This window comes from Microbacterium gorillae (assembly GCF_000826185.2).
In the GTDB taxonomy this organism is placed as follows: Bacteria; Actinomycetota; Actinomycetes; order Actinomycetales; family Microbacteriaceae; genus Microbacterium; species Microbacterium gorillae.
This window is the reverse complement of the sequence record NZ_LN648875.1, coordinates 446700-470435: the sequence shown is the minus strand read 5'-3', so window position 1 is coordinate 470435 and position 23736 is coordinate 446700. Positions and strand designations below refer to the sequence as shown.

Below are 23736 nucleotides of genomic sequence, written 5' to 3'. Positions count from 1 at the left end.
GGGATCAGCCATCGGTGGCGCCGTAGCGCTCCGGCTCGTGGGCTCCGTCGTCCCGGCCAGGGGCCGTGAAATCTCGTCATTTGAGCAGGCGGGAGAGGCGGCGGTCGGCGAGGATCTTGCCGTGGGTCTGGCAGGTGGGACAGTACTCGAGGGAGTTGTCGGCGAAGAAGACGCTGCGGACCGTGTCGCCGCAGACCGGACACGACTGACCGGCGCGGGCGTGGACGCGGAAGCCGGCGCGCTTGGCGTCTTTGAGCTCGGCCGGCGGCTTTCCGCTCGCGACGGTGACCGCCTCGGTCAGGGTCTGCATCATGGCGGTGTGCAGCGCGGTGATCTCGTCGGGCGTGAGCTTGGCCGCGAGAGCGTAGGGGGACAGCTTCGCGGCGTGCAGGATCTCGTCGGAGTAGGCGTTGCCGATCCCGGCGATGATCGATTGGTCGCGCAGCACACCCTTGATCTGGGTTCGGCGGTCGGTCAGCACAGCGGCCAGCGCGTCGCGGGACATGGGCGGGTCAAGCGGGTCCGGGCCGAGTCGCGCGATGCCCGGCACCTCCTGCGGGTCGCGCACGACGTACACCGCGAGGGACCGCTTGGTGCCGGCCTCAGTGAGGTCGAATCCGGACCCGTCGTCGAACCCGATCCGCAGCGCGATCGGCGTGCGGCCGGGCTTGATCACCGTGCTCGGCAGCTCGTCGTACCAGCGCAGCCAGCCCGCCTTGGCGAGATGGAACACGAGGTGCACGGGTCCGTCGGCATCGAGCAGAGTGAGGTCCACGAACTTACCCCGCCGGGCGGCGGCGACCACCGTCGCATCGATGAGATCAGTCAACGGAGGGTCGTACGTCTTCAGCGCCGCGATGGACGCGACCGTCGCCTTCACCACGTCGAGGCCCGCTGCGCGCTCGCGCAGGAAATCGACGAGGCCCTGTACCTCGGGCATCTCGGGCATACCGGCATCCTGCCATGCGGTCCTGACATCCGCTCGGTCCCGCGTGGCTGAGCGGGCCGGGAGTCAGAAGGGGCACTCGGCCTCGGGCGCGGTGAACACCACGGTGCGGGGTGGTTTGTCGGTGTAGGTCACGCCGAGGGGGCTGGTCCAGCGGATGAGTCCGCCGGGGAGGTTGTCGGCTTTCCATCTGGTGTGGTGTTTGAGGGTGTGGTGTCTCCGGCAGAAGTGGCCGAGGTTGCTGATCGCGGTCGGCCCACCGTGGGCGGCGTCGATGGTGTGGTCAGCGTCCGAGCGGGTGGCGGGGTATCGGCATCCGGGGAACCGGCAGTGCTCATCCCGCACCCGAAGGATCCGACGCTGACCGGCCGTCGGTCGATACCGATCGACCGCGAGGACGTTCTTCGTGGTCGGGTGGATGAACAGCCGGTCCCATCCCGGAGCCAGGGCAGCGAGAGAGCGAGCGGTTTCGGGATCGATCGGACCGACCCCGACGAGCTCGGCACCCGGCTCGGACTGGCCGGTGAGGACGGCGCTGGGGATGGTCACCTGCACCTGCGCGCGAATCGAGGCGAGCGCGTCGCCGGCGGTGGCGGGGTCAGTGGTGAGGAGAAGATCGCAGAACACGTCAGCGGAGATCTGCTGGACAGTCCGGTGATCGGGTGCCTCGTCCGGGTCGCTGGACCGCCGCCGCTTGGTGCGGAGCGAGAGCGCGTGAAGGCGGTCAGCGATCCCGTGCGCGATGACGGTGGGGACGCAGGCGTGGATCTCGCTCATCCCGTCGTCCCCGTCCTGGACGGTGACGTACCGGCCGTCCCGAGCCTTGCGGTGGCGGTCGTCGATGCTGTCCGTGCGGGCTGCTTCCGCGTCGCGGCTGAGCCGGGCACGCATGCGGCCGGCGGACGTGCTCTCCGCGATCGCGACCGCGGACGTCTCGAACGCGTCATGTCGGTCCGGGTCCTCGATGACGCACCCGGCGTGCACGATCACTCGGGCGTGACCCATCGTGATCCGCCCGGCCTCCAGCGCGGCATGGGTGCGGGGAAAATCGTGGACCAGCGTCGACGCATCCGCCAGGTGGCCCTGGACGACCCGGTCGCTGACGCGGAGTGCGGCCCCGAGTTCTGCCGCGATGTCGCGGGTGATCAGCTCGTGCTCCTGTGCGCGTGCGGACACGCCCTCGGCGCGGTGCTCGGCCAGATCGGACATCGCCGAGAGCGCCGTTGCGCGCCGCGCCTGCAGACACGCGATCTGCCGCTCGATCGTCACCACGTCGGAGACGAGCGCGGACAGACGCGCATCGGACCCGGCGGCGAACCGCGCCCCTGAGTGCTCCCACCGATGCTCCGGGTTCGGGACCTCCGCGTCGAATGCCATGCTCTATTGTCTCAACCGCAGGCGAACAAAGCTACGAAAGTATGGCGATCTCAGTGCACCAGAAAGGGAACTCCGTATACGACCGAACGCCGCTCGCTCGCCGAGCTCGCACACGAAAGCGGATCCTCCCGAGCGTGAACGATCTCTGAAGCGTGCCCCCTCTAAATTCGCGGAAATTCCGCACCCCAAAGCGAACGTGAGCCGGTCTCCGAAGCCCAGCTATCTGAGAGCGCCGCCGGTCCTCAGCGTGGTGGATGCACCATCTCTGCAACGAAACCTGAAAATTAGAGCGAGAACAAAAAGACGAAAGTCACCCCAGAACATCCCATCGCACGGGCTTCGGACTGTCCGTGAACAGCCGCCCCGCGCTCCAGGCGTCGAGGCGGCCGCCGGAGGTCACGAACGCACCCCGTCGGACGCCCTCGAACCGGAACCCGAGCTTGCGCGCCACGCGCGCCGAGGGGACGTTGCCGACGGCCGCGTTCCACTCCAACCGGTCCAGTCCCAGCCCGGTCGGCTCGAAACCGAAGTCGACGACGGCCTCGGCCGCCTCGGTGAGGTACCCGCGGCCGCGCGCGTCCGGGGCGGTCCAGTAGCCGATCTCGGCGGCACCCGGGGCTCGCCGAGACAGCGAGATCATCCCCACCAGTTCGTCCTCGTGTCGGATCGCCCACTCGAATCCGGTGTCCGCGTCAGAGCGCTCGGCAGCCTCAGCCACGAAATGCTCGGCGTGCTCAGTGCGGTACGGGAACGGCAACGGCGTCCACGTGCGGATCTCGGTGTCCTGGCACGCGGCGGTGATGGCGTCCACGTCGTCCGGAGCGGGGAGGGTGAGAGTCAGGCGGTCGGTGGACAGAACGGGGTGAGGCAACAGCGATTTCCTGGTTGAAGCGGTTCGGGCGCGCCACGAACGGACGGCACCCGGGGGTGCCGTCCGTTCGTTCGGGTCAGCGGCGGCGGAGGAGTCCGACGCGGTCGTAGACGTTCGCGAGCGTCTCGTTCGCGACGGCTGCGGCCTTGTCGGCGTTCACCGCGAGCAGGCGGTCGAGCTCGGCGGGGTCCGCCATCAGCTCCAGGGCCTTGTTGCGGACCGGCTCGAACTCGTTCACGACGGCCTCGGCGACGGCCTTCTTGAAGTCGCCGTAACCGCGTCCGGCGAACTCGTCCTCGATGGCGGGGATCTGACGACCCGTGATCGCGGACAGGATCACCAGCAGGTTCGACACCCCGGGCTTCTCGGCTCGGTCGAAGCGCACCGTGCCGTCGTTGTCGGTCACCGCGCGCATGATCTTCTTCGCGTTCACGCTCGGCTCGTCCAGCAGATACAGCACACCGGACTGGTTATCCGACGACTTCGACATCTTCGAGGTCGGGTTCTGCAGGTCGTAGATCCGCGCGGTGTCCTGCTGGATCACGGCGTTCGGCACCCGGAAGGTCTCACCGAAACGGCTGTTGAACCGCTCCGCGAGGTCGCGGGTGAGTTCCACGTGCTGCTTCTGGTCCTCGCCGACCGGGACCACGTCGGTCTGGTACAGCAGGATGTCCGCGGCCATCAGCACCGGGTAGGTGAACAGGCCGACGCTCGTCGTGTCGGCACCGTAGCGAGAGGACTTGTCCTTGAACTGCGTCATGCGGCCGGCCTCACCGAAGCCGGTGATGGTGGACAGGATCCAGGCCAGCTCCGGGTGGGCGGACACGTGGGACTGCACGTACAGCGTGGAACGCGTCGGCTCGATGCCGGCGCCGATGTACTGGGCGGCGGTGCGGCGGGTCTTCTCGCGGAGCTCGGCGGGGTCCTGCGGCACGGTCAGCGCGTGCAGGTCGACGACCGAGAAGTAGGCGTCGTAGGAGTCCTGGAGGCCACGCCACTGCATGAGAGCCCCGATGTAGTTGCCGATCTGAAGCGAATCGGCGGAGGGCTGCATTCCGGAATAGAGGCGGGCTTTCTCAATCACCGTACGATCCTACGCCGGGCCGAGGACCGAACCCGCCGGGCATAGGATCGGCGCATGACCAGCCCCGCGCAGAGTTCCCTTGACCGCGTACGCCTGCGCGCCGCGTCCTGGACCGCCCTCGTGGCCGGTCTGCTGGGCGGACTGCTGGCGCTCGGCTTCAACTTCGGCATCGGGCCGCTCGGGCTGTGGACGTATCCCGTCGCCGTGGTTCTCGCGATCGTCGCGATCGTCGCGGCGATCCGGGCTCGCGCGCACGGCCTGCGGATCGCGCGGTCCGGTGGAACCTTCCCGGGGTGGGTCTCGCTGCTCGGGCTCACGATCGGCGTCATCACGCTCCTGTTCACGTTCGTGCCCGCGCTGGCGTTCGTCGTCGCGCAGTTCCGCTGACGCGGCGCCCTCCGCGGGCTAGCGTGGGGGCATGAGCAAGACCGAGCGCGCGCAGAACCTCCGGTACGAGCACTTCACGGTCGAAGGCGATCCCGGAACCTCCGACCCGCGCGGCGCGCAGTTCGTTCGCGCCATCGACTACGGCTTCCTCGAGAAGGAGCGACCGGACGAGCTCGTCATCGCGCAGCTGGATCGATTCCGCGCGGAGAACGCCACGCTCACGACCGTCTTCGACGACGCGCAGGACCCGCGGGCGCTCGCGGCCGATCGTCCGGTGGCGACCTTCGGCGACTTCACCGGGTCGGTGTGCGTGCGCGAGGGCGTGGTCGTCCCGGCACGCATGATCACCGAGGTGACCGTGCGCTCGACCCATCGGCGCCGCGGCATCCTGTCCCGGATGATGCGGGACGGCCTGACCCGGGCGGCGGAGTCGGGTGCACCGCTGGCGGCGCTCACGGCGTCCGAGGGCGGCATCTACGGACGGTTCGGGTTCGGCGCGTCGGCCTACTCCGTTTCGGCGACGGTGCAGGTCTTCCACGGCCTGCGGTTGCGCGAGCGCGTGCGTGAGACCGTCGATTCGTCCGGGCTGACGGTGTTCGTGCCGTCGTGGGACGCCTTCCCGGAGCTGTACCGGGAGGCGTATGACGCCTTCCAGCGCGAGACGCCGGGGCAGATCGGACACACGCACGCGTATCGTCGCCGCACGCACGGCGACGCCAACCCGTGGGCGCTCGCCGGCGACGAGAAGACGTGGCGTCCGCTCGCCGTCGTGGACGCGGACGGCGCCGCGGTGGGGTACGCGATCTCGGTCGCGGACGGACGGTCACTGCGGATCGTCGACCTGGGGGCGGCCACCCCGATCGCCGAGATCGCGCTCTGGGACGCCCTCGGCGCGACCGACCTCATCGAGGAACTCGTGTGGGAGGAGGCCCCGATCGACTTCATGCTGCCCTCGGCGCTCGTGGACGCGCGCGATGTCGCCTTCACCTCCCGACACGACCACCTGTGGTTGCGGGTGCTGGACCTGCCGACCGCATTCGCCGCCCGCGGGCTGCGGGCGGAGGGGTCCATCACCGTCCGGGTGCACGACCGGGAGGGCTTCGCGGCGGGTGCGTGGGAGATCTCCCGCGTCGACGGCGAGACCACGGCGGTGCTCCTGCCGGAGGACGCGGACACGGTCATCGAGCTGGACGCGGAGACCCTCGCGACGCTCTACCTCGGCACCGTCCGGGTCCGGAATCTCGCGTCCACGGGGCGCGCCCGCATCGATGACCTGGACCTCGCGTCCGCACTGTTCGACGACGTCCGCGCCCCGCGCAACTCCTACACGTTCTGACCCGGGCGAGCGACCGTCGTCCCGTCGAGCGAGAGCGCGCGGTGCCCTAGAGTCGCCGGTATGGGGCAACCGATCACGATGACGCAGCAGGATGCCGACGCACTCGTGCGGGACGGACTCCGCTACGCGCTCACGCGTGGGCCAGGGCTGCTGTTGATGTTGCTCCTCGGTCTGGTCCTGATCGTCGCCGTGTTCATCCTGCTGCTGAACCCGGAACGCCCGACGTTCGCGATCATCGCGGCAGTCGCCGCGGCCCTCCTGCTCGTCGTGCTGCCGCAGAGTCTTCGGCGGGGCATTCGTCGCACCACCGAGGATGCCGGTCCGGTGGGATCGACATTCCACGCCAGCGCCGACGAGGAGCACCTGTACGTGGCCGGCACCGGCGGGGAGCAGCACCTGAAGTGGCGGCTGTTCACCCGCGTGACGCTGCTGCCCGGCACCCTGGCACTCCGGCAGAGGCCTCCGTACTCGACGCTCCTGGTGCCGCGGCGGGCCCTCAGCGAGGACGAGGTCCAACTCGTGCAGCGGATCCTCTCCGGTTCGGGTCAGCCGACTTCGTAGTCCACGGTGACCGGGGCGTGGTCGCTCCAGCGGGTGTCCCAGCTCGCGGCGCGACCGATCGTGTACCCGGACGCGCGTGCGCCGAGCACGGGGGACGCGAGGTGGTAGTCGATGCGCCAGCCGGTGTCGTTGTCGAACGCCTTGCCGCGGCTGGACCACCACGTGTACGGTCCGTCCACCTCGCCGTGATGGGCGCGGCCGACGTCGACCCAGCCGAGTCCGGTGCCGACGGATCCGTCGACACCCGTCACGGGCTCGCCGGCGGACCCGAGGAAACGGTCGAAGTAGGCGCGCTCGCGGGGGAGGAAGCCGGACTTCTTCACGTTGCCCTTCCAGTTGCGGATGTCGAGCTCGCGGTGGCCGACGTTCAGGTCTCCGGTGACAAGGGCCAGGCCCTCGTTCGCGGACAGCTCCGGCAGACGCGCCTGCATGGCGTCGAGCATCGCCCACTTCGGGTCCTGCTTGGCGGGCGTCTCGGCCTCACCCGTGAAGACGTACGCGGACACGACGGTGACGCTCTCGCCGCCGACGGTGAAGTCCGCCTCGATCCAGCGGCCGTTCGTGTCCAGGTCGCCCGCGAAGTCGATGCGCGATGCGGTGGCCGGAACCCGGCTGGCGATCGCCACACCGGCTCGTCCCTTCGCGGTGGCCTCGTGATCGAGGATCTCCCAGCCCGGCAGCGCCTTCTCCAGCTCCGCGCGCGGTGCGCGGACCTCCTGCATCGTGAGGACGTCGACGTCCGCGGTGTCCAACCAGTCGTGCATGCCGTTGCGCACCGCCGCCCGGATGCCGTTGACGTTGACGGAGGAGATGCGCAGTCGTGCCATTGCTCCAGCCTAACCAGCGCTGCCGACACCGCTGCTCCGGGGCCGTCCACCTCAGAGGGGGGCTCGACGGTCCGTGTCGCCGGTGCCCTCTCAGGCGCCGGACTCCCGGCGGCGGCGCCAACGAGCGCGGTCGCGGCGTGACTCGGCGAGTTCGATCTCCGCGACGTTGAGTCGCTGCTGTGCATCGGCGAGTTCTTCCCGCGCTCGGGTGACGGAGCGAATGGACCGTCCGCGCTTCCAATAGGTCGCGCTGCCGCGTTCGATGCGGGCTTCGCGCAGTCGCAGCTTCGCCGCGTCCACGAGCATCTGCGCCTCCTCCACCCGGTGGGCGTACTCGTCGCGACGGACGATCTCGATGTCAGCGGTCGCGGCGGACTCCGCGATCCACGCGGCCGCGACGAGGATGACGATCATCGCCAGCCGGAACCACAGCAGCAATCCCAGCAGCACCGCGAAGGTCGTGACCAGAGGGTTGCCGGGCGCCCGTCCGATCAGCCAGCCGGCGGAGATCTGCAGGACGATGAGCCCGAGCGCGCCGACGAGGGAACCCGGCAGCACGCGACGCAGGCTGAGGTCGGTGCCGGCGAGGAATCGGTACAGGCTGACGAGCAGGATGACGTCGACGACGAAGGCGACGAGGAACGACAGTCCGCGGGTCGCGATGTCGAACCACACGGAGGTGTCCGGCAGGTCGACCCAGGTGAAGACGAGACCGAGCGCGGACGTGCCGACCGTGGTGAGCAGGCCGCCGACTCCGAGCAGAATGGCGAAGCCCACGGCGGCGACGAAGTCCCAGAACTTCACCAGGGCGAAGTTCGCGTCCACCGGCTGCAGGCCGAAGATGTCGCGGACGGAGCTGCGCAGGAACGTGATCCAGCCGACCGTGGTCCAGATGAAGGCGAGCATGGCCAGGACACCGGTGATGCTCAGCGCCGTGGTGGAGTCGGTCGTGATGTCGCGGATCGACTGCGCGGGCACGATTCCGGGAGAGTGGTCCGAGACCTGGATGAGGCCGGGCGCGAAGCCGTTGACCATGTCGATGAGGCCGTCGATCGCGGTGCGGCTGGCGCCGAGCCAGATGCCGATCACGGCGAAGGCGACATAGAGGGCGGCGAAGACGGCGAACACGGCCTGGTCGGAGGTCCCGGACGCGAGCAGCAGCCCGTTGCGTCGCTGGAATCGCTGCCAGACCCGGAGCGGGAAGGCGTCGAGCACCCGCTGTGACACCTCGCCGGCGCGGGCGAGCAGTCCGCTGGGCGGCGAAGCCGACTCCGGCCCCGCCGTCACGCCCTGTGTCGGGATCGGGTCGAGCCCGGGTGCTGTGCCGTCGGATCGGGGTCGGGGTCGGGATGTCGGCGCCCGTTCGTATGCTGGGCCCATGATCGTCGACCGCGCGGTGGCACTCGGCTGGCGTCTGCGTCAGCACGCGCTGGACCCCGTGGACGGACTCGACGCGGCAACGATCGTCCACCGGCTCGCGGCCGTGAGGGGCTGGCCGATCGCCGGGGCCGATCTGTCCGTGGCGCTGCGCCAGGTTGACGCCGACCCGCGGGCGGTCAGCCGCGCTCTGGATGCCGGAGACCTCATCCGCAGCTACGCGTTCCGTGGGGGCTCGTACGTTTTCACGCACGCGGACGCGTCGGCGATGCTCGTGATGCGCTCCGTCTCCCGGATCTGGGAGAGCGAGCGCTGGCAGCGACAGGGTGGTTTCCACCTCGACGACTGGCAGCCGCTGCGGGACGCCCTGCGGGACGTGCTGTCGGACGGGCCGAAGACGCGTGACGAGATCTCCGCGGCTCTGGCGGGCAGCGCGTCGTTGGCCCACCTCGCCGCAGCGGCGACCGGCGCCGGTGCGGACGCGCTGTACAAGCCGCTGCACTGGTGGGGAGACATCTGCTTCGGCCCGCCACGGGGGCAGCAGACGACGTTCCGCCGGCTCCAGGACGATCCGCGGTGGCCGGGCCTGCCCGCCGCGGGCGAGGACGCGCGTGCGGCCATCCTGCGCTACCTCGCCGCGTACGGACCGGCGACGGACGCGAACCTCGAGTACTGGTTCGTGGAGGGTCTGGGCGTTCCGCGCCGCCTTCTCCGGGGATGGCTGGACCGACTGATCGGAGCGGGCGTCACGGCGGTGCACCTCGCGGGCGACCCGGCGTACGCGCGAACCGTGGACCTCGACGACCTCGCGTCGGCGGAGCCCTCCGACGTGGTGCGGCTGCTGCCCGCGTACGATCCGTGGGTCCTCGGGCCGGGCACGGCGGATCCCGCGATCGTGGCGCCCGCTCGACGGGCTCTCCTGTCGCGCGGCGAGCGCCCGGTCCTGCGTGGGGGAGCGGTCTGCGGCACCTGGCGGCTCACCGATGCGACGGTCGCGGTGTCCTGGTTCGCGGAGGCCGGCGCTGCGCCGCACGAAGCGCTGAGGTCGGAGGCGAGCCGCGTGGCGGGCGTTCTGGGTCGGGAAGCGGACTGCGCGATCGAGGTCCGGCCGGCCGCCGGGTGACGCGCTACGCGTCCAGCGCCTCGCGCTCGCGGACGCGCTGATCCCGAACGTTCTCGGCGTGCGCGTACGCCCGGCGAGCGCGCCCACGCGTCCAGAACCCGGCGCCGGCGAGCGCGGTCTCGGCATGCTGCACCTCGAGTTCGGCGGCCTCCACCAGGACGTCCGCATCGTGACGAGCCTGCTCGTCCGGATCCACGGACTCCAGCTCGATGTCGTGGTCCTCGGCGGATTCCGCCACCCATGACGCCGAAAGCAGGATCGCCATCATCACGAAACGAATCCACAGCAACAGGCCGATCAGCACGGCGAAGGTGGCCAGCAGAGGGTTGCTTCCGGTCTTGCCGACCAGGAACCCGAACGCCAACTGCAGGACGGTGATGGCGGCGCCCCCGATCATCGCGCCCGGCAGCACGTCGCGCCAGCCCAGGTTCGTGCCGGTCAGGAAGCGGAACAGCAGCAGCAGTGTGACGGCGTCCACGGCGAACGTCACCACGATCGTGACGATGCGGGTCAGGACGACGAGCCAGCCGGACTCGCTCCAGCCGATCAGATCGAACACCCACCCCAGAGCGGCAGAGCCGACCGCGCCCAGCAGGGCACCGATCAGCAGCAGCACGGCGAACCCGATCGCGGCGATCAGGTCGCGCACCTTCTGCCAGACGACGTTGCCGATCTCCGGACCGAGCCCGAAGATGTCGCGGATCGTGACGCGCATCGAGCCGATCCAGCCGACGGAGGTCCAGAACACGGCCAGAATGGCGATCACCCCGGTGATGCCGAGGGTGGCGACGCTCTTCTGCGCGACGTCGTGGAGCGTGTCCGGATCGATCGCGCCTCCGGATTCGATGATGCCGGGAAGGTAGCCGTTGATGAGCTTGATCATCCCGTCGACGGCCTGCTCGTTGCCGCCGAGCCAGATCCCGACCATCGCGAAGGCGACATAGACGGCGGCGAAGATCGCGAACAGCGCCTGGTAGCTCGCACCCGCCGCGAGGGTGTTGCCGTTGCGCAGGTTGAAGCGCTGGAAGACTCGCACCGGGAACCACTGCTGGACCTGCTGGGCCTTCTCCATCACCGCCGCGAGGGGGCCGTCGGACTCTTCGTCGTTCTCGTCCGGGCGTTCATCCTGCTTCTGCTCGGCCATGGCCTTCACCCTAGCCAGGGTGACGCGCCGTGGTCAGGGGGTCAGTCGCTCCAGCACCTCAGCCGCACCGGTGGGGAACAGCGGGAGTGCCCCGGAACGGATCTCCGCGATGGGGAACCACCGGATCGGGCTGCCCTCGTCCAGCACTTCGAGCTCCGCATCGAGGGGAATCGCGTCGATCTCGGATGAGTCCACCGTGAAGATGAAGGCGATCTCGTGCCCGTCCACGCCTTCGTACGTGAAGATGTTCTCCGCCACGGACAGCTGCGTCGTCCCGGTCAGTTCGACGCCGAGCTCTTCCGTGAACTCTCGTCGGACCGCCTCGTCCGCGGTCTCGCCGAACTCGATGCCGCCACCGATGGCGCGGAGGAAGCGCAGGTCGCGGACGCGGTCATAGCCCTCGAGAGCGAGGACACGGTCTTCGCGGACGGGGAGGCCGACGGCGATGGGGCGGATGTGGCTCATCCCCCCACACTAAGTCGCTCCCAGCTCCGGCACTTTTGCGGGCCCGGATCTGCCGCGAGCGAGAGCATCTCCGAGGTCGCTCTCGAACGCGGCAGGTTCGAGCGCGCGGAACTGTCGCGGGTGGGAGCGACGCGATGACGCCGTGTGACGGGACGTGTCGGCGCGGGTCGCACTGTTGCGTGCGGAGGCGTCGCGGCGGCGGTCAGCACCACGAGGGGGAGAACATCGACGCAGTCCCCGACCCGGAGGTGTCCCATGACCGAACCCCTGATCTTCGGCGCGATGGTGCGAACGCTCGGTGCGTACCCGAGCGGCTGGCGCCACCCCGGCGCGCACCGGGACCCGGCCGGCGACGCCGCCGTGCTGCGGCGGGTCGCCCTGGCGGCCGAGGCCGCGGACCTGGACTATCTCTTCTTCGGCGACTGGCTGGCGACCGGACCGGACCTGGAGTTCCGCGACCCCTACCTCCTGGCGCGCATCGACCCGGTCAGCGCGAGCCTGTTCCTGGCCGGAATCACCGAGCGCATCGGACTGATCGCGACGGTGAACTCGACCTACGCTGACCCGTACGCCACGGCCCGCGCGACGGCGTCCCTCGATCTGCTCACCGGCGGGCGCGCGGGCGTGAACCTCGTCACCGGGGCTGAGCCTCGTGCGGCCGGAAACCACGGCCGCGACGCGCACGCGGACAACATCGGTCGCTACGGACGGGCCGAGGAGTTCGTCCGGGCGCTGCGGTTGCTGTGGGAGTCGTGGGGCGAGGACGCCTGGATCGCCGACCCGGAGGCGGGGGTGCTGATCGATGCGGCGCAGCTGCGTGCGGCGTCGTTCGCGGGCGAGCACCTCCGCGTCGACGGTCCGCTGAACGTCGCGCGGCCGCCGCAGGTCCATCCGCCGATCGTGCACGCCGGGACGTCGGAGCGCTCACGCGCGCTCGCGGCGGCCGAGGCGGACCTCGCTCTCATCGCGACGCCCACCCTCGAACTCGCCGTCCGGGAGCGCGCCGACCTGCGTCGGTCCGCCGTCGCCGCCGGGCGCGGGGCCGATGACCTGAAAGTCATCGTCCCGGTGCTGCCGGTGGTGGCCGAGACCGTCGCGGACGCGCGCGTGATCCTCACTCGGTTGCTGGAACTGGTGCCGATCGGGTCCGGGCACCGCGAGCGGCCGGGCTATCCGGCGGCGCGCTCGCTGGCGGCGTTGCTGGACGCGGCGGGCTTCGCGCCGGACGATTCCACGCGGGCGGCAGCACTGGATGACGCGGTGGGCCCGGCGACGCTGGAGCGGCTGGATTCCGCCGGCATTGCGGCGGTGTCCGTCGTCGCGCGCTGGACCGGGCGGACCGCATCCGGCCGGGAGCCCGTGCGCTGGCGGCACCTCGTGGCGGCGCACACGGTTCCGGCGAACGTCGTCGTCGGCGACGCCGCCACGTTCGCCGACCACGCCGAGGCCTGGCGCGACGCCGCGGCCACGGACGGGTTCAATGTGCTGTCCGCCTTCCAGCCCGCGCAGTTCGAGGCCTTCACCACCCTCGCGGTGCCCGAACTCCGTCGTCGTGGACTGCTCGGTCGTTCCGGCGCCACGCTGCGGGAGCGTCTGAGTCTGCCGGCGCCGCGGTTGCTGCACGCCGCACCCGCGCTCGTCTGACGTTCCGGCATCGTCGCATCCAGTGGAATCTCGGCGCTGTCCGCACCCGTGGACGGGCAGACTGGACGCAGACGACAGACACGCTGACGACAAGGAGTGGCGAGCATGGCATCGACGGCGACCCCGGTGTGGGACGGCAAGATCTTCTCGGACGGCTGGACGGCCGGAGGCGACGGCACGATCGACGTGATCGCGCCCGGTTCCGGCCGCAGTCTCGGCACGGTGGGATCGGCGTCCGTCGCCGACCTCGACGCCGCGGTGACCTCGGCCGCCGCGGCGCAGAAGGCGTGGGCGGCCGCGCCGTACGCGGCACGTGCCGCGGTGATGCTCAAGGCGGCGCAGCTGCTGGAGGCCGACACCGCGCGCCTGACCGACGTGATCGTCGCCGAGTCCGGCTCGGGCGGAGGCAAGGCCGCCTTCGAGGCCGGCCTGGTCATCAGCGAGCTGCAGGAGGCCGCGGCGGTCGCCGCGCACCCGTACGGGGAGCTGCTGCGTTCGGTCAAGGACCGCACCTCGATCGCCCGCCGCGTGCCGCTCGGCATCGTCGGGGTCATCTCGCCGTTCAACTTCCCGGCGATCCTGTCGATGCGCTCGGTCGCCCCGGCACTCGCGCTCGGCAACGCCGTCATCCTGAAGCCCGACCCGCGCACGTCCATCGCCGGCGGCATGGCGCTCGCGGCGCTGTTCGAGGAGGCGGGGCTGCCGGCCGGCGTCCTGCACGTGCTGCCCGGCGGCGCCGAGCTCGGTGCCGCACTGGTCACGCATCCGCAGATCCCGTGCATCTCGTTCACGGGGTCCACGGCCGCCGGCCGCAAGATCGCCGAGTCCGCCGCCCCGCTGCTCAAGCGCGTGCACCTGGAGCTCGGCGGCAACAACGCCATGCTCGTCCTCGAGGACGCCGATCCGGCGGCGGCGGCCACCGTGGGCGCCTGGGGCTCGTTCCTGCACCAGGGCCAGATCTGCATGACCACCGGACGCCACCTCGTGCCGCGCTCGCTCGCCGAGGCGTACGTGGCCGCGCTGGCCGAGAAGGCCTCGCACATTCCGGTGGGCGACCCCGAGCAGGGTGCCCCGCTCGGTCCGCTGATCGACGAGCGCCAGCGCGACCGGGTGCACGGCATCGTCGAGGCCGCGCGCGAGAGTGGTGCGCGGATCGCGGCCGGCGGCGAGTACGACGGACTGTTCTACCGGCCGACCGTGATCACCGACCTGTCGCCGGAGAGCTCCGCGTGGGCGGACGAGATCTTCGGTCCGGTCGCGCCGGTGATCGTCTACGACGACCTGGACGAGGCGATCGAGATGATCAACGCGAGCGAGTACGGGCTGTCCGTCTCGATCATCACCGCCAATCCGTACCGCGGTTACGAGCTCGCCGGACGCATCGAGTCCGGCGCGATCCACATCAACGACGCGACCGTCGACGATGAGGCCGTCATTCCGTTCGGCGGCGTCAAGGCGTCCGGCGTCGGTGGCCGCTTCGGTGGTCCGGCGGCGAGCCTGGACACCTTCACCGAGACGCAGTGGATCACGATGCAGAGCGAACCGGAGCCGTACCCGTTCTGACGTGAATCCGCCCGCCTCGGCCTGCGCTGGGGCGGGCGGTTCGACATTCCACGTCGCGCGCTGCCTTGTTCGGCGCCCTTCGTGAGTCCATCATGGCGGGATGACGCGATTCCCCTGGCCCGGAGCGCACGTGCTGGTCACGGGCGGATCGGAGGGCATCGGCGCTGCTGTCGCAGCCGCCGCTCGGGAACGGGGCGCGCGGGTGACCGTCCTCGCGAGGAGGCCGGACGTCCTGGCCGCCACCGCGGACCGCATCCACGCGCTCGCGGCCCCGGGTGACGTGACGGACCCGGCATCGGTGGCCGCGGCGATCCGGACGGCAGAGGAGACCAACGGTCCGATCGATGTCCTCGTGCACTGCGCGGGCACCGCCCTGCCGGGACGGTTCCTGGAGGTCGACCCCGGCGAATTCGAGGCGCAGATGCGGCTGAACCACCTCGGCACCGTGCACGTACTGCGCGCGGTGCTCCCCGGCATGGTCGAACGTCGCCGCGGGCGGGTGGTGGTGACGAGTTCGACCGCGGCGGTGCTCGGTGTTCCGGGGTACACCGCGTACGGCGCCGCGAAGGCGGCGGTCGCGTCACTCGTATCGGCACTGCGGTATGAGGTGGAGCCGTCCGGGGTCCGGATCGGTGTGCTGTACCCGCCGGATACCGAGACGCCCGGGTTCGCGGCGGAGAACCTGCGCAAGCCGCCGGAGACGGCGGCGGTGTCGGCCGGCATCGCGCCGATGACGCCCGAGAAGGTTGCGGCGGCCGTGATCCGCGGGGTCGAGAGGGGGTCGGCCACCATCACGGTGGACGCGATGACGCGCATGATGCTGCTCGTGCCGGGCGTGCTCGACCCGATCGTGCGGCCCGTGCTGCGGCGGGTGGTGGCGAAAGCGGTGTCGCGGTCCTGAGATCCTGAAACACCGTGTCCCCTGAAACACCGTGTCCCCTGAAACACCGTGACGCCGCGTGACCCCGTGTGACATCCGGCGTAGGTCGCGCGGGCTGGAGCGACAGAGCATGGGGCCATGCCCCGCCCCCTCATCGACGTCGTTGAACTCGCCGATCTGCTGCGGGGGGACACCCCCGTTCACCTCCTCGACGTGCGGTGGCGGCTGGACCAGCCGGAGGGACGTCCGGCGTATCTGGACGGCCACCTGCCCGGCGCGGTGTACGTGGACCTGGACCGCGAACTGGCTGATCGCGACGACCCGAAACGCGGCCGACATCCCGTGCCGTCTCGCGAGGCGTTGCAGGCGTCGGCGCGACGGTGGGGCCTGCGCACGGGCGAGCCGGTCGTCATCTACGACGACGTCCAGTCCGTCGCAGCGGCGCGGGCGTGGCTCCTGCTGACCCGTTCCGGAGTCGCAGACGTTCGCGTGCTGGACGGGGGACTGCGCGCCTGGATCGCGGCGGGGTTCCCGCTGCCCACGGGCGACGTGCTGCCGACGCCCGGTGACATCGAGCTCGCCGAGCTCACCGGCACCATCGACATCGATGAGGCCGCGACGTGGTCGACGTCGGGCGTGCTGATCGACGCCCGCGCTCCGGAGCGCTTCCGCGGTGACGCGGACCCGCTCAACCCCGTCGCCGGGCACATCCCCGGCGCCCGCAACCTGCCGACGACCGCACACCTGTCCGCGGGTCGGTTCCTGGATCCGGAGCGCCTGCGGCTGCTGTTCGCCGCCGTCGGCGCGGACGGGACGACCCCGGTCGCCGCCTACTGCGGTTCCGGCATCGCCGCGTCTCACACCGTGCTCGCGGCCGAGCTCGCCGGGCTCGACGTCGCGCTGTACCCGGGGAGCTGGAGTCAGTGGTCCCGCGCTCGCGGCCGCGTCGCCGCCGTCGGCTCCGCCCCGGCACAGGACCTCCTCCCGATCTGACCCGGGTGGTGCGCCCCTCGGCCGTCGCGCGCACCGCGTGCGCCGCGTCCGAACGCGGTGAAGTCCGTGGCGGACGCCGGCGCGTCGGTCGCCGCGTTTCGTCCGGGTGTCTCTCCCGGGGACACCGACGCAGCGCACATGACACGGCGTGAAGGCGTGTGACGGTGTGTGACGGTGCGTGAAGCGCGGTGACACGCGAGGGCGACGGGGATGCATCGGGGCTGAAAACGTGGGGGCACCGCGTCGGACGATGCGGATCAAAACCACAGGAGTCCCCATGCCCCGCTTTTCCGCTCGTGCCGCAGCCGTCGCCCTCGTCGCCGTGTCCGCCGTCATGATGTCGGGCTGTGCGGCGGGAGCGGGAGCGGCGACCGCCGGTGCCGGCGCAGACGCCGGTGAACCGGTGACCGGCGGCACCCTGACCTACCTCGAGTACCAGCCGTACACGAACCTGTACCCGCCGCAGGCCGGCTTCTACCCGAACGGTGCGCTGGTGAACAACATCACCGACCGCCTCACCTGGCAGGACCCGAAGACGCTCGAGATCGAGCCGTGGATCGCGACCGACTGGAAGGTGAACGCCGATGCGACCGAGTACACCTTCGACCTCCGCCCCGGTGTGACGTTCTCTGATGGCACGCCGCTGGATGCGGCCGCCGTGGCGAAGAACTTCGACGTCTTCGGCAAGGGTGACCCGAAGAAGGGCCTGACGGTCTCGGAAGCCGTCAACAACTACGCCTCCAGCGAGGTGGTGGACGCGGACACCGTGAAGTTCCACTTCAGCCACCCGAGCCCCGGCTTCCTGCAGGCGACCTCGACGATCACCTCGGGACTGCTCTCGCCGGCCACGCTGGATCGATCTCTGGAGGACTTCGGCGCCGGCAACGGTGCCGAGATCATTGGTTCCGGACCCTTCACGATCACCGACGAGAAGGTCGGGCAAGGGCTCACGCTCGCCGCCCGGAAGGATTACGACTGGGCGCCCCCGAGCCGGAAGCACCAGGGCCGGCCCTACGTTGACGCCGTGAAGCTTCTCATCACGCCCGAGGACAGCGTGCGCATCGGTTCGCTCCTGTCCGGCCAGGCGGACTACGTCCGGTATGTGCAGGCCTTCGATGAAGCCCGCGTGGAGGCCGCCGGAGTGCAGCTGTTCGCCCCGCAGACCCGCGGCGTGAACAACAGCCTGAGCCTGCGCTTCACGAACCCGCTGCTGAGCGATCTTCGTGTCCGCCAGGCGCTGGTCGCCGGCGTGAACGCGCAGGAGGTCGTCGACACGATCTTCACGAAGAACTACCCGGTCGCGACCTCGGCCCTGAGCTCGTCCGCCCTGGGCTACAAGGACGAATCGAAGTACTACGCGTACGACCCGAAGAAGGCCGAGAAGCTCCTCGACGAGGCAGGCTGGACAACCGGGTCCGACGGTATCCGCGCCAAGGACGGGCAGCGCCTCTCGCTCACGGTCTACGAGGCCAAGCCGCAGCCGCTGTCCAAGCAGACGCTGGAACTCGTCGCCCAGCAGCTGAAGAAGATCGGCGTGGAGCTGAACGTCAAATCCGCCGACGCCGGCAGCTACGCGCAGGACATCCTGGACCCGCTGAAGACGCCGCTGTACCACTCGATGGTCGGCCGTGCGGACCCGGATGTGATCAAGAGCCAGTACTTCTCCAAGAACCGCAACACGCTGCTCAGCGATGACCCGAAGCTCGACGAGCTGCTGACCGCCGTCAGCAGCGAGCCGGACGCCGCGAAGCGCCTCGAGGACTCCGCCGCCGTCCAGGACTACCTGGCGAAGCAGGCGTACGTGATCCCGCTGTTCGAGGAGCCGCAGGTCTACGGCGCGAACACCTGGGTGCACGGCATCGAGTTCGAGTCCGTCGGTCGCCCGCTGTTCGCGGACGTGTGGCTCGCGAAGCGGTGACCGGATGCGCTTCCTTCTCCGGCGCGCCGGACAGGCCGTCATCGTCCTGATCGTCGCCTTCACCGCGACCTTCATCCTGCTGCAGCTGCTGCCGGGGGACGCGATCCTGATCAAGTTCCAGAACCCGGAACTGGGGCTCAGCCCCGAACAGATCGCCTCCATCCGGGCCAGCTACGGTGCGGATCTGCCCTGGTGGCAGCAGTATCTTCACACGCTCGCCGGTTTCACACGGGGCGACTTCGGCTACTCGTCGCAGTACGGCACCGCGGTGCTGAGCCTGATCGGCGAGGCGTTGCCGCAGACCGCACTGCTGGCCGGGCTCGGTTTCGTCACCGCATCGATCCTGGCCGTGCTCATCGCCGCGGCCGCGAACCTCGGGCCGTTCGCCTGGTTGCGGCGCCTGCTGCACTCGGTACCGGCGGTGCTGGTGTCCATTCCGGTGTTCTGGTTCGGCATCCTCCTGATCCAGGTGTTCTCCTTCGGGCTCGGCTGGGTACCCGTCGTCGGCGCCGACCCGGTGACATCCCTGATCCTGCCGGTGATCACCCTGGCCGTTCCGATCGCGGCACCGCTGGCGCAGACGCTGCTGCGCAGCATCGACGCGGTCTCACTGCAGCCGTTCGTGACGGTGGTGCGTGCCAAGGGCGCCTCGCCGCGGTGGGTGCTGGTCCGCTCGGTGGCCCGCAACGCACTGCTGCCGACGCTGACGATCGCCGGTGTCCTCGTCGGTGAGCTGATCGGTGGCGCCGTCGTGACCGAGACGGTCTTCGGCCGCGCCGGCATCGGTCGCATCACCGAGCAGGCCGTCGCCAACCAGGACATCCCGGTGCTCCAGGGCGTCGTGGTGCTGGCCGCGCTGACCTTCGTGATCGTCAGCCTGCTGGTCGACGTGCTCGCCGCCGTCCTGGATCCGCGGTTGCGCACCGGTGTCGCCCGCGTGCGCCGGTCCGCTCCGCGTGCGGTGGGGGTGACGGCGTGAGTGCGCCCGTGATCGAGCGCGAGGTCGAAACCGCCCGCGCCACTGCGACACCGACGACCACGCCGGTGCCGGAGACGCGCCGTCGCCGTCGCCGGGTTCCCGTACCGGGTCTCGTCGTCGCGATCATCGTGCTGGTGGTCGCCTTGACCTGGGTCATCGTGCCGAGCCTGTTCACCGGTTATGACCCCGTCGACGGTGTTCCCGCGGACAAGCTGCTGCCGCCGAGTGCCGCGCACTGGTTCGGAACCGACGCGATCGGCCGGGACCTGTACGCCCGCGTCGTGCACGGCGCCGTCCACTCGCTCTCCGGTGCCCTGATCGCCGTCACCGTGGGCCTCGTGGTCGGCACGCTGATCGGCGTGCTCGCCGGGTCCATCGGCGGCATCGTGGACGACGTGTTCATGCGGATCGTGGACGTGCTGCTCGCGATCCCGGGGCTGCTGCTGTCGCTGTCGATCATCATCCTGCTCGGTTTCGGCACCGTGAACGCGGCCATCGCCGTGGGAATCGGGTCCATCGCCTCCTTCGCCCGTCTCTCGCGCAGCGAGGTCGTCCGGGTGCGCCGGACGGACTACGTCGAGGCCGCGTTCGGCTCCGGCGGGTCATTCCTCACGGTGCTGCGTCGGCACGTGCTGCCGAACTCGCTGACCGCGGTCCTGGGCCTCGCGGCCCTGCAGTTCGGCACCGCGATCCTGGCGATCTCGACGCTCGGCTTCCTCGGGTACGGCGCCCCGCCGCCCACGCCGGAATGGGGCCTGCTCATCGCAGAGGGCCGCAACTACGTGGCGACCGCCTGGTGGCTGACCGCCTTCCCGGGACTCGTGGTCCTGGTCGTGGTGCTCGCCGCCAACCGCATCAGTCAGGCCATCGGACGGAGTGAACGATGAGCGATCAACAGACTCCTGTCCTGGACATCTCCGGGCTCCGGGTTTCGTACCGCACGCGGGACGGTCAGCGTGAGGTCGTCCACGGCGTGGATCTGACCATCGCGCCGGGCGAGTCGGTGGCCCTCGTGGGCGAGTCCGGCTCCGGCAAGTCCACCACCGCGCACGCCGTGCTCGGGCTGCTGCCGACCGGCGGACGGATCGAGGGCGGCGCGATCCGTTTGGGCGGCGTGGACATCGCCGACTGGTCCGACGCTCGTCTGCGCACGGTGCGCGGGGTCGCGGTCGGCCTGGTGCCGCAGGACCCGGTGTCCTCGCTGGATCCGGTGCGCCGCGTCGGCGTGCAGGTCGAGGAGATCCTGAAGCTCCACGGCGAGCGCGACCGATCCACTCGGCGCGCTCGCGTCCTCGAGCTGCTCGAGCGCGTCGGGTTGGATGACCCCGAGCTGCGCGCATCCCAGTACCCGCACGAGCTCTCCGGTGGCATGCGCCAGCGCGTGCTGATCGCGATCGCGATCGCGTTGCGGCCCCGTCTGATCATCGCCGACGAGCCGACGAGCGCGCTTGATGCGACCGTGCAGCGGCGCATCCTGGACCTGCTGGATGACCTCCGCCGGCAGGAGGGCACCGCCCTGCTGCTGGTCACGCACGACCTCGGCGTCGCGGCGGATCGGTCCGACCGGATCGTGGTGCTGCAGGACGGGGCCGTCGTGGAGAACGCGCCGACCGGCGAGCTGCTGGCCGCACCCACCGAGCCGTACACGCGTCGCCTGCTCGCGGATGCTCCGGCGTTCGCGACCGTGGAGCCGCGGACGCCACCGGCCCCGCTGTACCTCCGCGACGCGGCCGCCGTCGCCGCCGAGAACCCGTACGCCGTCGAGGCCGAGGGGCTGACCAAGCGCTTCGCCGCCGCCGGACGGAACCCGTTCCTGGCCGTCGATGACGTCTCGTTCCGGATCCGCCGCGGCACGACGCACGCGATCGTGGGGGAGTCCGGGTCCGGCAAGACCACGACCGCTCGGATCGTGACGCGGTTCGTGGACGCGGATGCCGGAACGGTCCGCATCGACGGCACGAACGTCACCGCGCTGCGCGGCCGGGCCGTCCAGGATCTGCGCCGGACCGTGCAGCTGGTCTACCAGAACCCGTTCTCCTCGCTGGACCCGCGCCAGAGCATCGCGGCGATCATCGGTGAACCGCTGGTGAACTTCCGCATCGGCGATCGGACCTCGCGCCGCGAGCGGGTCGCGGAGCTCCTGGACCGCGTGGCCCTGCCCGCCGACGTGGCCACGCGCTCACCGCGTGAGCTCAGCGGCGGTCAGCGTCAGCGCGTCGCGATCGCCCGAGCCCTCGCCGCGGATCCGTCCGTGGTCGTGCTCGATGAAGCCGTGTCCGCGCTCGATGTCACCGTGCAGGCCCGAATCCTCGACCTCCTCGACGAACTGCAGCGCGAGCTGGGGCTGACCTACCTGTTCATCTCGCACGACCTCGCCGTGGTGCGCCGGCTCAGCCACACCGTCTCGGTGATGCGTCGCGGCCGGATCGTGGAGAGCGGTGACACCCGGGAGATCTTCACCGCCCCGCAGGACGATTACACGCGCGAGCTGCTCGCCGCCGTGCCGAACCGGTCCGAGGCGATCGCATGACGCTCTCGACACCGACCGCATTCGCCGAAACGGAGGCTCCGTCATGACCGCGCCCACTCTGGCCTTCTTCACCCGCCTGCTGGATGACGCGCCCCCGGCGGAGCGCTTCCGTCTCGCCACCGAGCAGATCCAGCACGCGGAGCGCTTCGGCATCCAGCGCGCGTGGGTGGCCCAGCACCACTTCCGGGCCGCGGAGGGCGGACTGCCCTCGCCGTTCGTGTTCCTGGCCCACGTCGCCGCACACACCAGCGAGATCCGCCTCGCCACCGGCGTCATCACGCTGCCGTTGGAGCAGCCGGTGCACGTGGCGGAGGACGCCGTCGTGGCCGACCTTCTCAGCCACGCGCGCATCGATCTCGGCGTGGGCAGTGGCGGGACGCCGAGCTCGTTCATTCCGTTCGGCGCCGACGTGAAGAACAAGGCCGCGGACTTCGAGGACAAGCTGGCGGTGCTGCGTGCAGCGCTCACCGGGGGCGACATCGGCGCCGGAAATACGCTGTACCCGCCCGCCGGGACACTCGGCGAGCGGATCTGGCAGGCGACCTTCTCCGCGTTCGGCGGGACTCGAGCCGGCACCCCCGGCGACGGGCTGCTGCTCTCGCGCACGCAGCCGCGTCCGACGGAGAGCCCCACGGCGTCGCTGTCCGCGGTGCAGGAGCCGATCATCGACGCGTACCTGAACGCGCTTCCGGACGGAATCGCCCCGAGGATCACCGCGTCGCGGACGGTCTTCGTGGCCGACACGCGCGCTGAAGCTCTCCGCTTCGCGGAGACCGGACTGCGCCGCGGCGCCGAGGGTCTGCGCCGCAGCGGTCAGGTGATCCCGGACGGCGACCTCGACGCACTGATTCGCGCCACCGACACCCACCTGGGCACACCGGAGGAGGTGGCCGCCTCGCTCGCGGCGGACACCACCCTGCAGCGGGCCACCGAGGTGGCGTTCCAGGTCCACTCCGTCGACGCGCCGCACGAGCACGTGCTGCGTTCCATCGAACTGTTCGCGACCGACGTCGCGCCGGCCCTCGGGTGGTCCACCCGTGAGCCGACGTCTGTGAAGGAGACCCACTGATGACATCCGCAACCGCCACGGCGACGGCAGCCGGCACCGCGACGACCGACGTCGTCGACGCCCTCCTCGGTCTGGATGGCGCGGACCTGGCCACGCGGGAGCGGACCTCCGCGCTCCGTGATCGGCGCCCGGTGACCCGGGACCAGCTGCAGGCGTCCTTCCAGGCGCTGTTCGAGCCGGTCTCGGACGCCGCCTTCTCGCAGACCGAGCGGGAGCTGGTGGCGGCGTTCACGACACGGCTCGCGGCCGTGGACACCACCGCCGCGTTCTACGGCGCGCGCGCACGGGCGATCGATCCGGACCGTGCGGAGGTGGTGCTGGCCGAGGCCGACGCGCACGCCGGAACCGGTCCGTTCGGCGTCTATCGCGAGGCGGGGTTGGCCGGGGAGAGCACGGACGGAGGTCGCTACGACCCGAACGCGACCGTGACGGTGGCGCTCGGCGCGCGTCTGGCCGCGGCGCTCGCGCACACGCACCTGCTCGTCCACCGCCCGCGGGAGGCGGACGACGCGGCGATCGCGGCCCTCGTCGCGGCGGGATGGGACGCGGACGGCATCGTCTCGCTGTCGCAGCTCGTGTCCTTCCTCGCCTTCCAACAGCGCGTGGCACACGGCCTGCGCGTTCTCATCCGCACCTCGGAGGTTTCTTCATGACGAAATCCG

The 23736-nt window shown here is 70.6% G+C and carries 22 protein-coding genes; 14 read left to right on the top strand and 8 right to left on the bottom strand.

Annotation, left to right across the window (positions count from 1 at the left end):
* Positions 1–76: 76 nt before the first annotated feature.
* The 4 genes from BN1193_RS11745 to trpS all read right to left on the bottom strand — a co-directional run bounded on the left by BN1193_RS11745 (position 77) and on the right by trpS (position 4275).
* Positions 77–949, bottom strand: a complete 873-nt coding sequence (locus tag BN1193_RS11745) for an Fpg/Nei family DNA glycosylase (RefSeq protein WP_040166561.1) — start codon at positions 947–949, stop codon at positions 77–79.
* 63 nt (positions 950–1012) lie between these two features.
* Complete coding sequence (locus BN1193_RS11740) at positions 1013–2323, bottom strand: HNH endonuclease signature motif containing protein (protein WP_052460697.1); 1311 nt, start codon at positions 2321–2323, stop codon at positions 1013–1015.
* A gap of 310 nt (positions 2324–2633) precedes the next feature.
* Positions 2634–3194 carry a GNAT family N-acetyltransferase gene (locus BN1193_RS11735; protein WP_040166560.1) on the bottom strand — a complete coding sequence of 187 codons (561 nt, stop codon included), beginning with the start codon at positions 3192–3194 and terminating at the stop codon, positions 2634–2636.
* Positions 3195–3270: 76 nt separating this feature from the next.
* Positions 3271–4275, bottom strand: a complete 1005-nt coding sequence (gene trpS / locus BN1193_RS11730) for a tryptophan--tRNA ligase (RefSeq protein ID WP_094770483.1) — start codon at positions 4273–4275, stop codon at positions 3271–3273.
* A gap of 57 nt (positions 4276–4332) precedes the next feature.
* Between trpS and BN1193_RS11725 the strand changes: the two genes are divergently transcribed.
* Genes BN1193_RS11725 through BN1193_RS11715 form a run of 3 tightly spaced genes read left to right on the top strand, consistent with a single transcriptional unit; the run spans position 4333 to position 6562 of the window.
* Positions 4333–4665 carry a hypothetical protein gene (locus tag BN1193_RS11725; protein WP_040166557.1) on the top strand — a complete coding sequence of 111 codons (333 nt, stop codon included), beginning with the start codon at positions 4333–4335 and terminating at the stop codon, positions 4663–4665.
* A gap of 31 nt (positions 4666–4696) precedes the next feature.
* Positions 4697–6001 (top strand): GNAT family N-acetyltransferase, encoded by a 1305-nt coding sequence (locus tag BN1193_RS11720; RefSeq protein ID WP_040166556.1) that lies wholly within the window; start codon positions 4697–4699, stop codon positions 5999–6001.
* Between the two features lie 60 nt (positions 6002–6061).
* Positions 6062–6562: a YcxB family protein gene (locus BN1193_RS11715; RefSeq protein ID WP_040166555.1), complete on the top strand. Its 501-nt coding sequence runs from the start codon at positions 6062–6064 to the stop codon at positions 6560–6562.
* Here the strand turns inward: BN1193_RS11715 and BN1193_RS11710 are convergent.
* Both BN1193_RS11710 and BN1193_RS11705 read right to left on the bottom strand, forming a co-directional pair.
* Positions 6547–7389 (bottom strand): exodeoxyribonuclease III, encoded by an 843-nt coding sequence (locus BN1193_RS11710; protein WP_040166554.1) that lies wholly within the window; start codon positions 7387–7389, stop codon positions 6547–6549. The genes BN1193_RS11715 and BN1193_RS11710 overlap by 16 nt on opposite strands.
* 90 nt (positions 7390–7479) lie before the next feature.
* Positions 7480–8676, bottom strand: coding sequence for a YihY/virulence factor BrkB family protein (locus tag BN1193_RS11705; protein WP_052460696.1), 1197 nt, complete (start codon positions 8674–8676; stop codon positions 7480–7482).
* A gap of 91 nt (positions 8677–8767) precedes the next feature.
* On the opposite strand from BN1193_RS11705, the gene BN1193_RS11700 reads away from it, so the two are divergent.
* On the top strand, positions 8768–9889 hold the full coding sequence (locus BN1193_RS11700; protein WP_052460695.1) for a DNA glycosylase AlkZ-like family protein: 1122 nt from the start codon (positions 8768–8770) through the stop codon (positions 9887–9889).
* Positions 9890–9893: 4 nt separating this feature from the next.
* On the opposite strand, the gene BN1193_RS11695 is transcribed toward BN1193_RS11700, so the two are convergent.
* The gene (locus tag BN1193_RS11695) at positions 9894–11033 is read right to left on the bottom strand and encodes a YihY/virulence factor BrkB family protein (protein ID WP_052460694.1); all 1140 of its coding nucleotides are present in this window, start codon (positions 11031–11033) and stop codon (positions 9894–9896) included.
* A 33-nt stretch (positions 11034–11066) separates the two neighbouring features.
* A complete protein-coding gene (locus tag BN1193_RS11690; RefSeq protein ID WP_040166553.1) occupies positions 11067–11498 on the bottom strand; it encodes an NUDIX domain-containing protein in 432 nt (143 codons plus the stop codon).
* A 255-nt stretch (positions 11499–11753) separates the two neighbouring features.
* Here BN1193_RS11690 and BN1193_RS11685 point away from each other — a divergent pair, with 255 nt between their 5' ends.
* The 10 genes from BN1193_RS11685 to BN1193_RS11640 all read left to right on the top strand — a co-directional run bounded on the left by BN1193_RS11685 (position 11754) and on the right by BN1193_RS11640 (position 23727).
* On the top strand, positions 11754–13142 hold the full coding sequence (locus BN1193_RS11685) for an NtaA/DmoA family FMN-dependent monooxygenase (protein ID WP_040166552.1): 1389 nt from the start codon (positions 11754–11756) through the stop codon (positions 13140–13142).
* A 105-nt stretch (positions 13143–13247) separates the two neighbouring features.
* Positions 13248–14705, top strand: coding sequence for an aldehyde dehydrogenase family protein (locus BN1193_RS11680; RefSeq protein WP_040166551.1), 1458 nt, complete (start codon positions 13248–13250; stop codon positions 14703–14705).
* A gap of 100 nt (positions 14706–14805) precedes the next feature.
* Positions 14806–15606: an SDR family NAD(P)-dependent oxidoreductase gene (locus BN1193_RS11675; RefSeq protein ID WP_094770461.1), complete on the top strand. Its 801-nt coding sequence runs from the start codon at positions 14806–14808 to the stop codon at positions 15604–15606.
* 117 nt (positions 15607–15723) lie between these two features.
* Positions 15724–16578, top strand: a complete 855-nt coding sequence (locus BN1193_RS11670) for a sulfurtransferase (protein ID WP_040166550.1) — start codon at positions 15724–15726, stop codon at positions 16576–16578.
* A 277-nt stretch (positions 16579–16855) separates the two neighbouring features.
* Complete coding sequence (locus BN1193_RS11665; protein WP_040166548.1) at positions 16856–18496, top strand: TIGR04028 family ABC transporter substrate-binding protein; 1641 nt, start codon at positions 16856–16858, stop codon at positions 18494–18496.
* Positions 18497–18500: 4 nt separating this feature from the next.
* Positions 18501–19475: an ABC transporter permease gene (locus BN1193_RS11660; protein WP_040166547.1), complete on the top strand. Its 975-nt coding sequence runs from the start codon at positions 18501–18503 to the stop codon at positions 19473–19475.
* Positions 19472–20362, top strand: a complete 891-nt coding sequence (locus BN1193_RS11655) for an ABC transporter permease (RefSeq protein ID WP_040166546.1) — start codon at positions 19472–19474, stop codon at positions 20360–20362. Before BN1193_RS11660 ends, BN1193_RS11655 begins: the two co-directional genes overlap by 4 nt.
* Positions 20359–22005, top strand: coding sequence for a dipeptide ABC transporter ATP-binding protein (locus BN1193_RS11650; RefSeq protein WP_040166544.1), 1647 nt, complete (start codon positions 20359–20361; stop codon positions 22003–22005). The genes BN1193_RS11655 and BN1193_RS11650 overlap by 4 nt, the downstream gene beginning before the upstream one ends.
* A gap of 43 nt (positions 22006–22048) precedes the next feature.
* Entirely contained in the window at positions 22049–23074 is a 1026-nt protein-coding gene (locus tag BN1193_RS11645) for a putative FMN-dependent luciferase-like monooxygenase (RefSeq protein WP_040166542.1), read from the top strand.
* A complete protein-coding gene (locus BN1193_RS11640) occupies positions 23074–23727 on the top strand; it encodes a CMD domain protein (RefSeq protein ID WP_094770460.1) in 654 nt (217 codons plus the stop codon). Before BN1193_RS11645 ends, BN1193_RS11640 begins: the two co-directional genes overlap by 1 nt.
* Positions 23728–23736 lie beyond the last annotated feature (9 nt).

Bases quoted from the DNA above. Each gene is read 5' to 3' on its own strand.
- BN1193_RS11745 (WP_040166561.1), bottom strand. From the start codon at position 949: ATGCCCGAGATGCCCGAGGTACAGGGCCTCGTCGATTTCCTGCGCGAG.
- BN1193_RS11740 (WP_052460697.1), bottom strand. From the start codon at position 2,323: ATGGCATTCGACGCGGAGGTCCCGAACCCGGAGCATCGGTGGGAGCAC.
- BN1193_RS11725 (WP_040166557.1), top strand. From the start codon at position 4,333: ATGACCAGCCCCGCGCAGAGTTCCCTTGACCGCGTACGCCTGCGCGCC.
- BN1193_RS11720 (WP_040166556.1), top strand. From the start codon at position 4,697: ATGAGCAAGACCGAGCGCGCGCAGAACCTCCGGTACGAGCACTTCACG.
- BN1193_RS11715 (WP_040166555.1), top strand. From the start codon at position 6,062: ATGGGGCAACCGATCACGATGACGCAGCAGGATGCCGACGCACTCGTG.
- BN1193_RS11710 (WP_040166554.1), bottom strand. From the start codon at position 7,389: ATGGCACGACTGCGCATCTCCTCCGTCAACGTCAACGGCATCCGGGCG.
- BN1193_RS11700 (WP_052460695.1), top strand. From the start codon at position 8,768: ATGATCGTCGACCGCGCGGTGGCACTCGGCTGGCGTCTGCGTCAGCAC.
- BN1193_RS11695 (WP_052460694.1), bottom strand. From the start codon at position 11,033: ATGGCCGAGCAGAAGCAGGATGAACGCCCGGACGAGAACGACGAAGAG.
- BN1193_RS11690 (WP_040166553.1), bottom strand. From the start codon at position 11,498: ATGAGCCACATCCGCCCCATCGCCGTCGGCCTCCCCGTCCGCGAAGAC.
- BN1193_RS11685 (WP_040166552.1), top strand. From the start codon at position 11,754: ATGACCGAACCCCTGATCTTCGGCGCGATGGTGCGAACGCTCGGTGCG.
- BN1193_RS11680 (WP_040166551.1), top strand. From the start codon at position 13,248: ATGGCATCGACGGCGACCCCGGTGTGGGACGGCAAGATCTTCTCGGAC.
- BN1193_RS11675 (WP_094770461.1), top strand. From the start codon at position 14,806: ATGACGCGATTCCCCTGGCCCGGAGCGCACGTGCTGGTCACGGGCGGA.
- BN1193_RS11670 (WP_040166550.1), top strand. From the start codon at position 15,724: ATGCCCCGCCCCCTCATCGACGTCGTTGAACTCGCCGATCTGCTGCGG.
- BN1193_RS11665 (WP_040166548.1), top strand. From the start codon at position 16,856: ATGCCCCGCTTTTCCGCTCGTGCCGCAGCCGTCGCCCTCGTCGCCGTG.
- BN1193_RS11660 (WP_040166547.1), top strand. From the start codon at position 18,501: ATGCGCTTCCTTCTCCGGCGCGCCGGACAGGCCGTCATCGTCCTGATC.
- BN1193_RS11650 (WP_040166544.1), top strand. From the start codon at position 20,359: ATGAGCGATCAACAGACTCCTGTCCTGGACATCTCCGGGCTCCGGGTT.
- BN1193_RS11645 (WP_040166542.1), top strand. From the start codon at position 22,049: ATGACCGCGCCCACTCTGGCCTTCTTCACCCGCCTGCTGGATGACGCG.
- BN1193_RS11640 (WP_094770460.1), top strand. From the start codon at position 23,074: ATGACATCCGCAACCGCCACGGCGACGGCAGCCGGCACCGCGACGACC.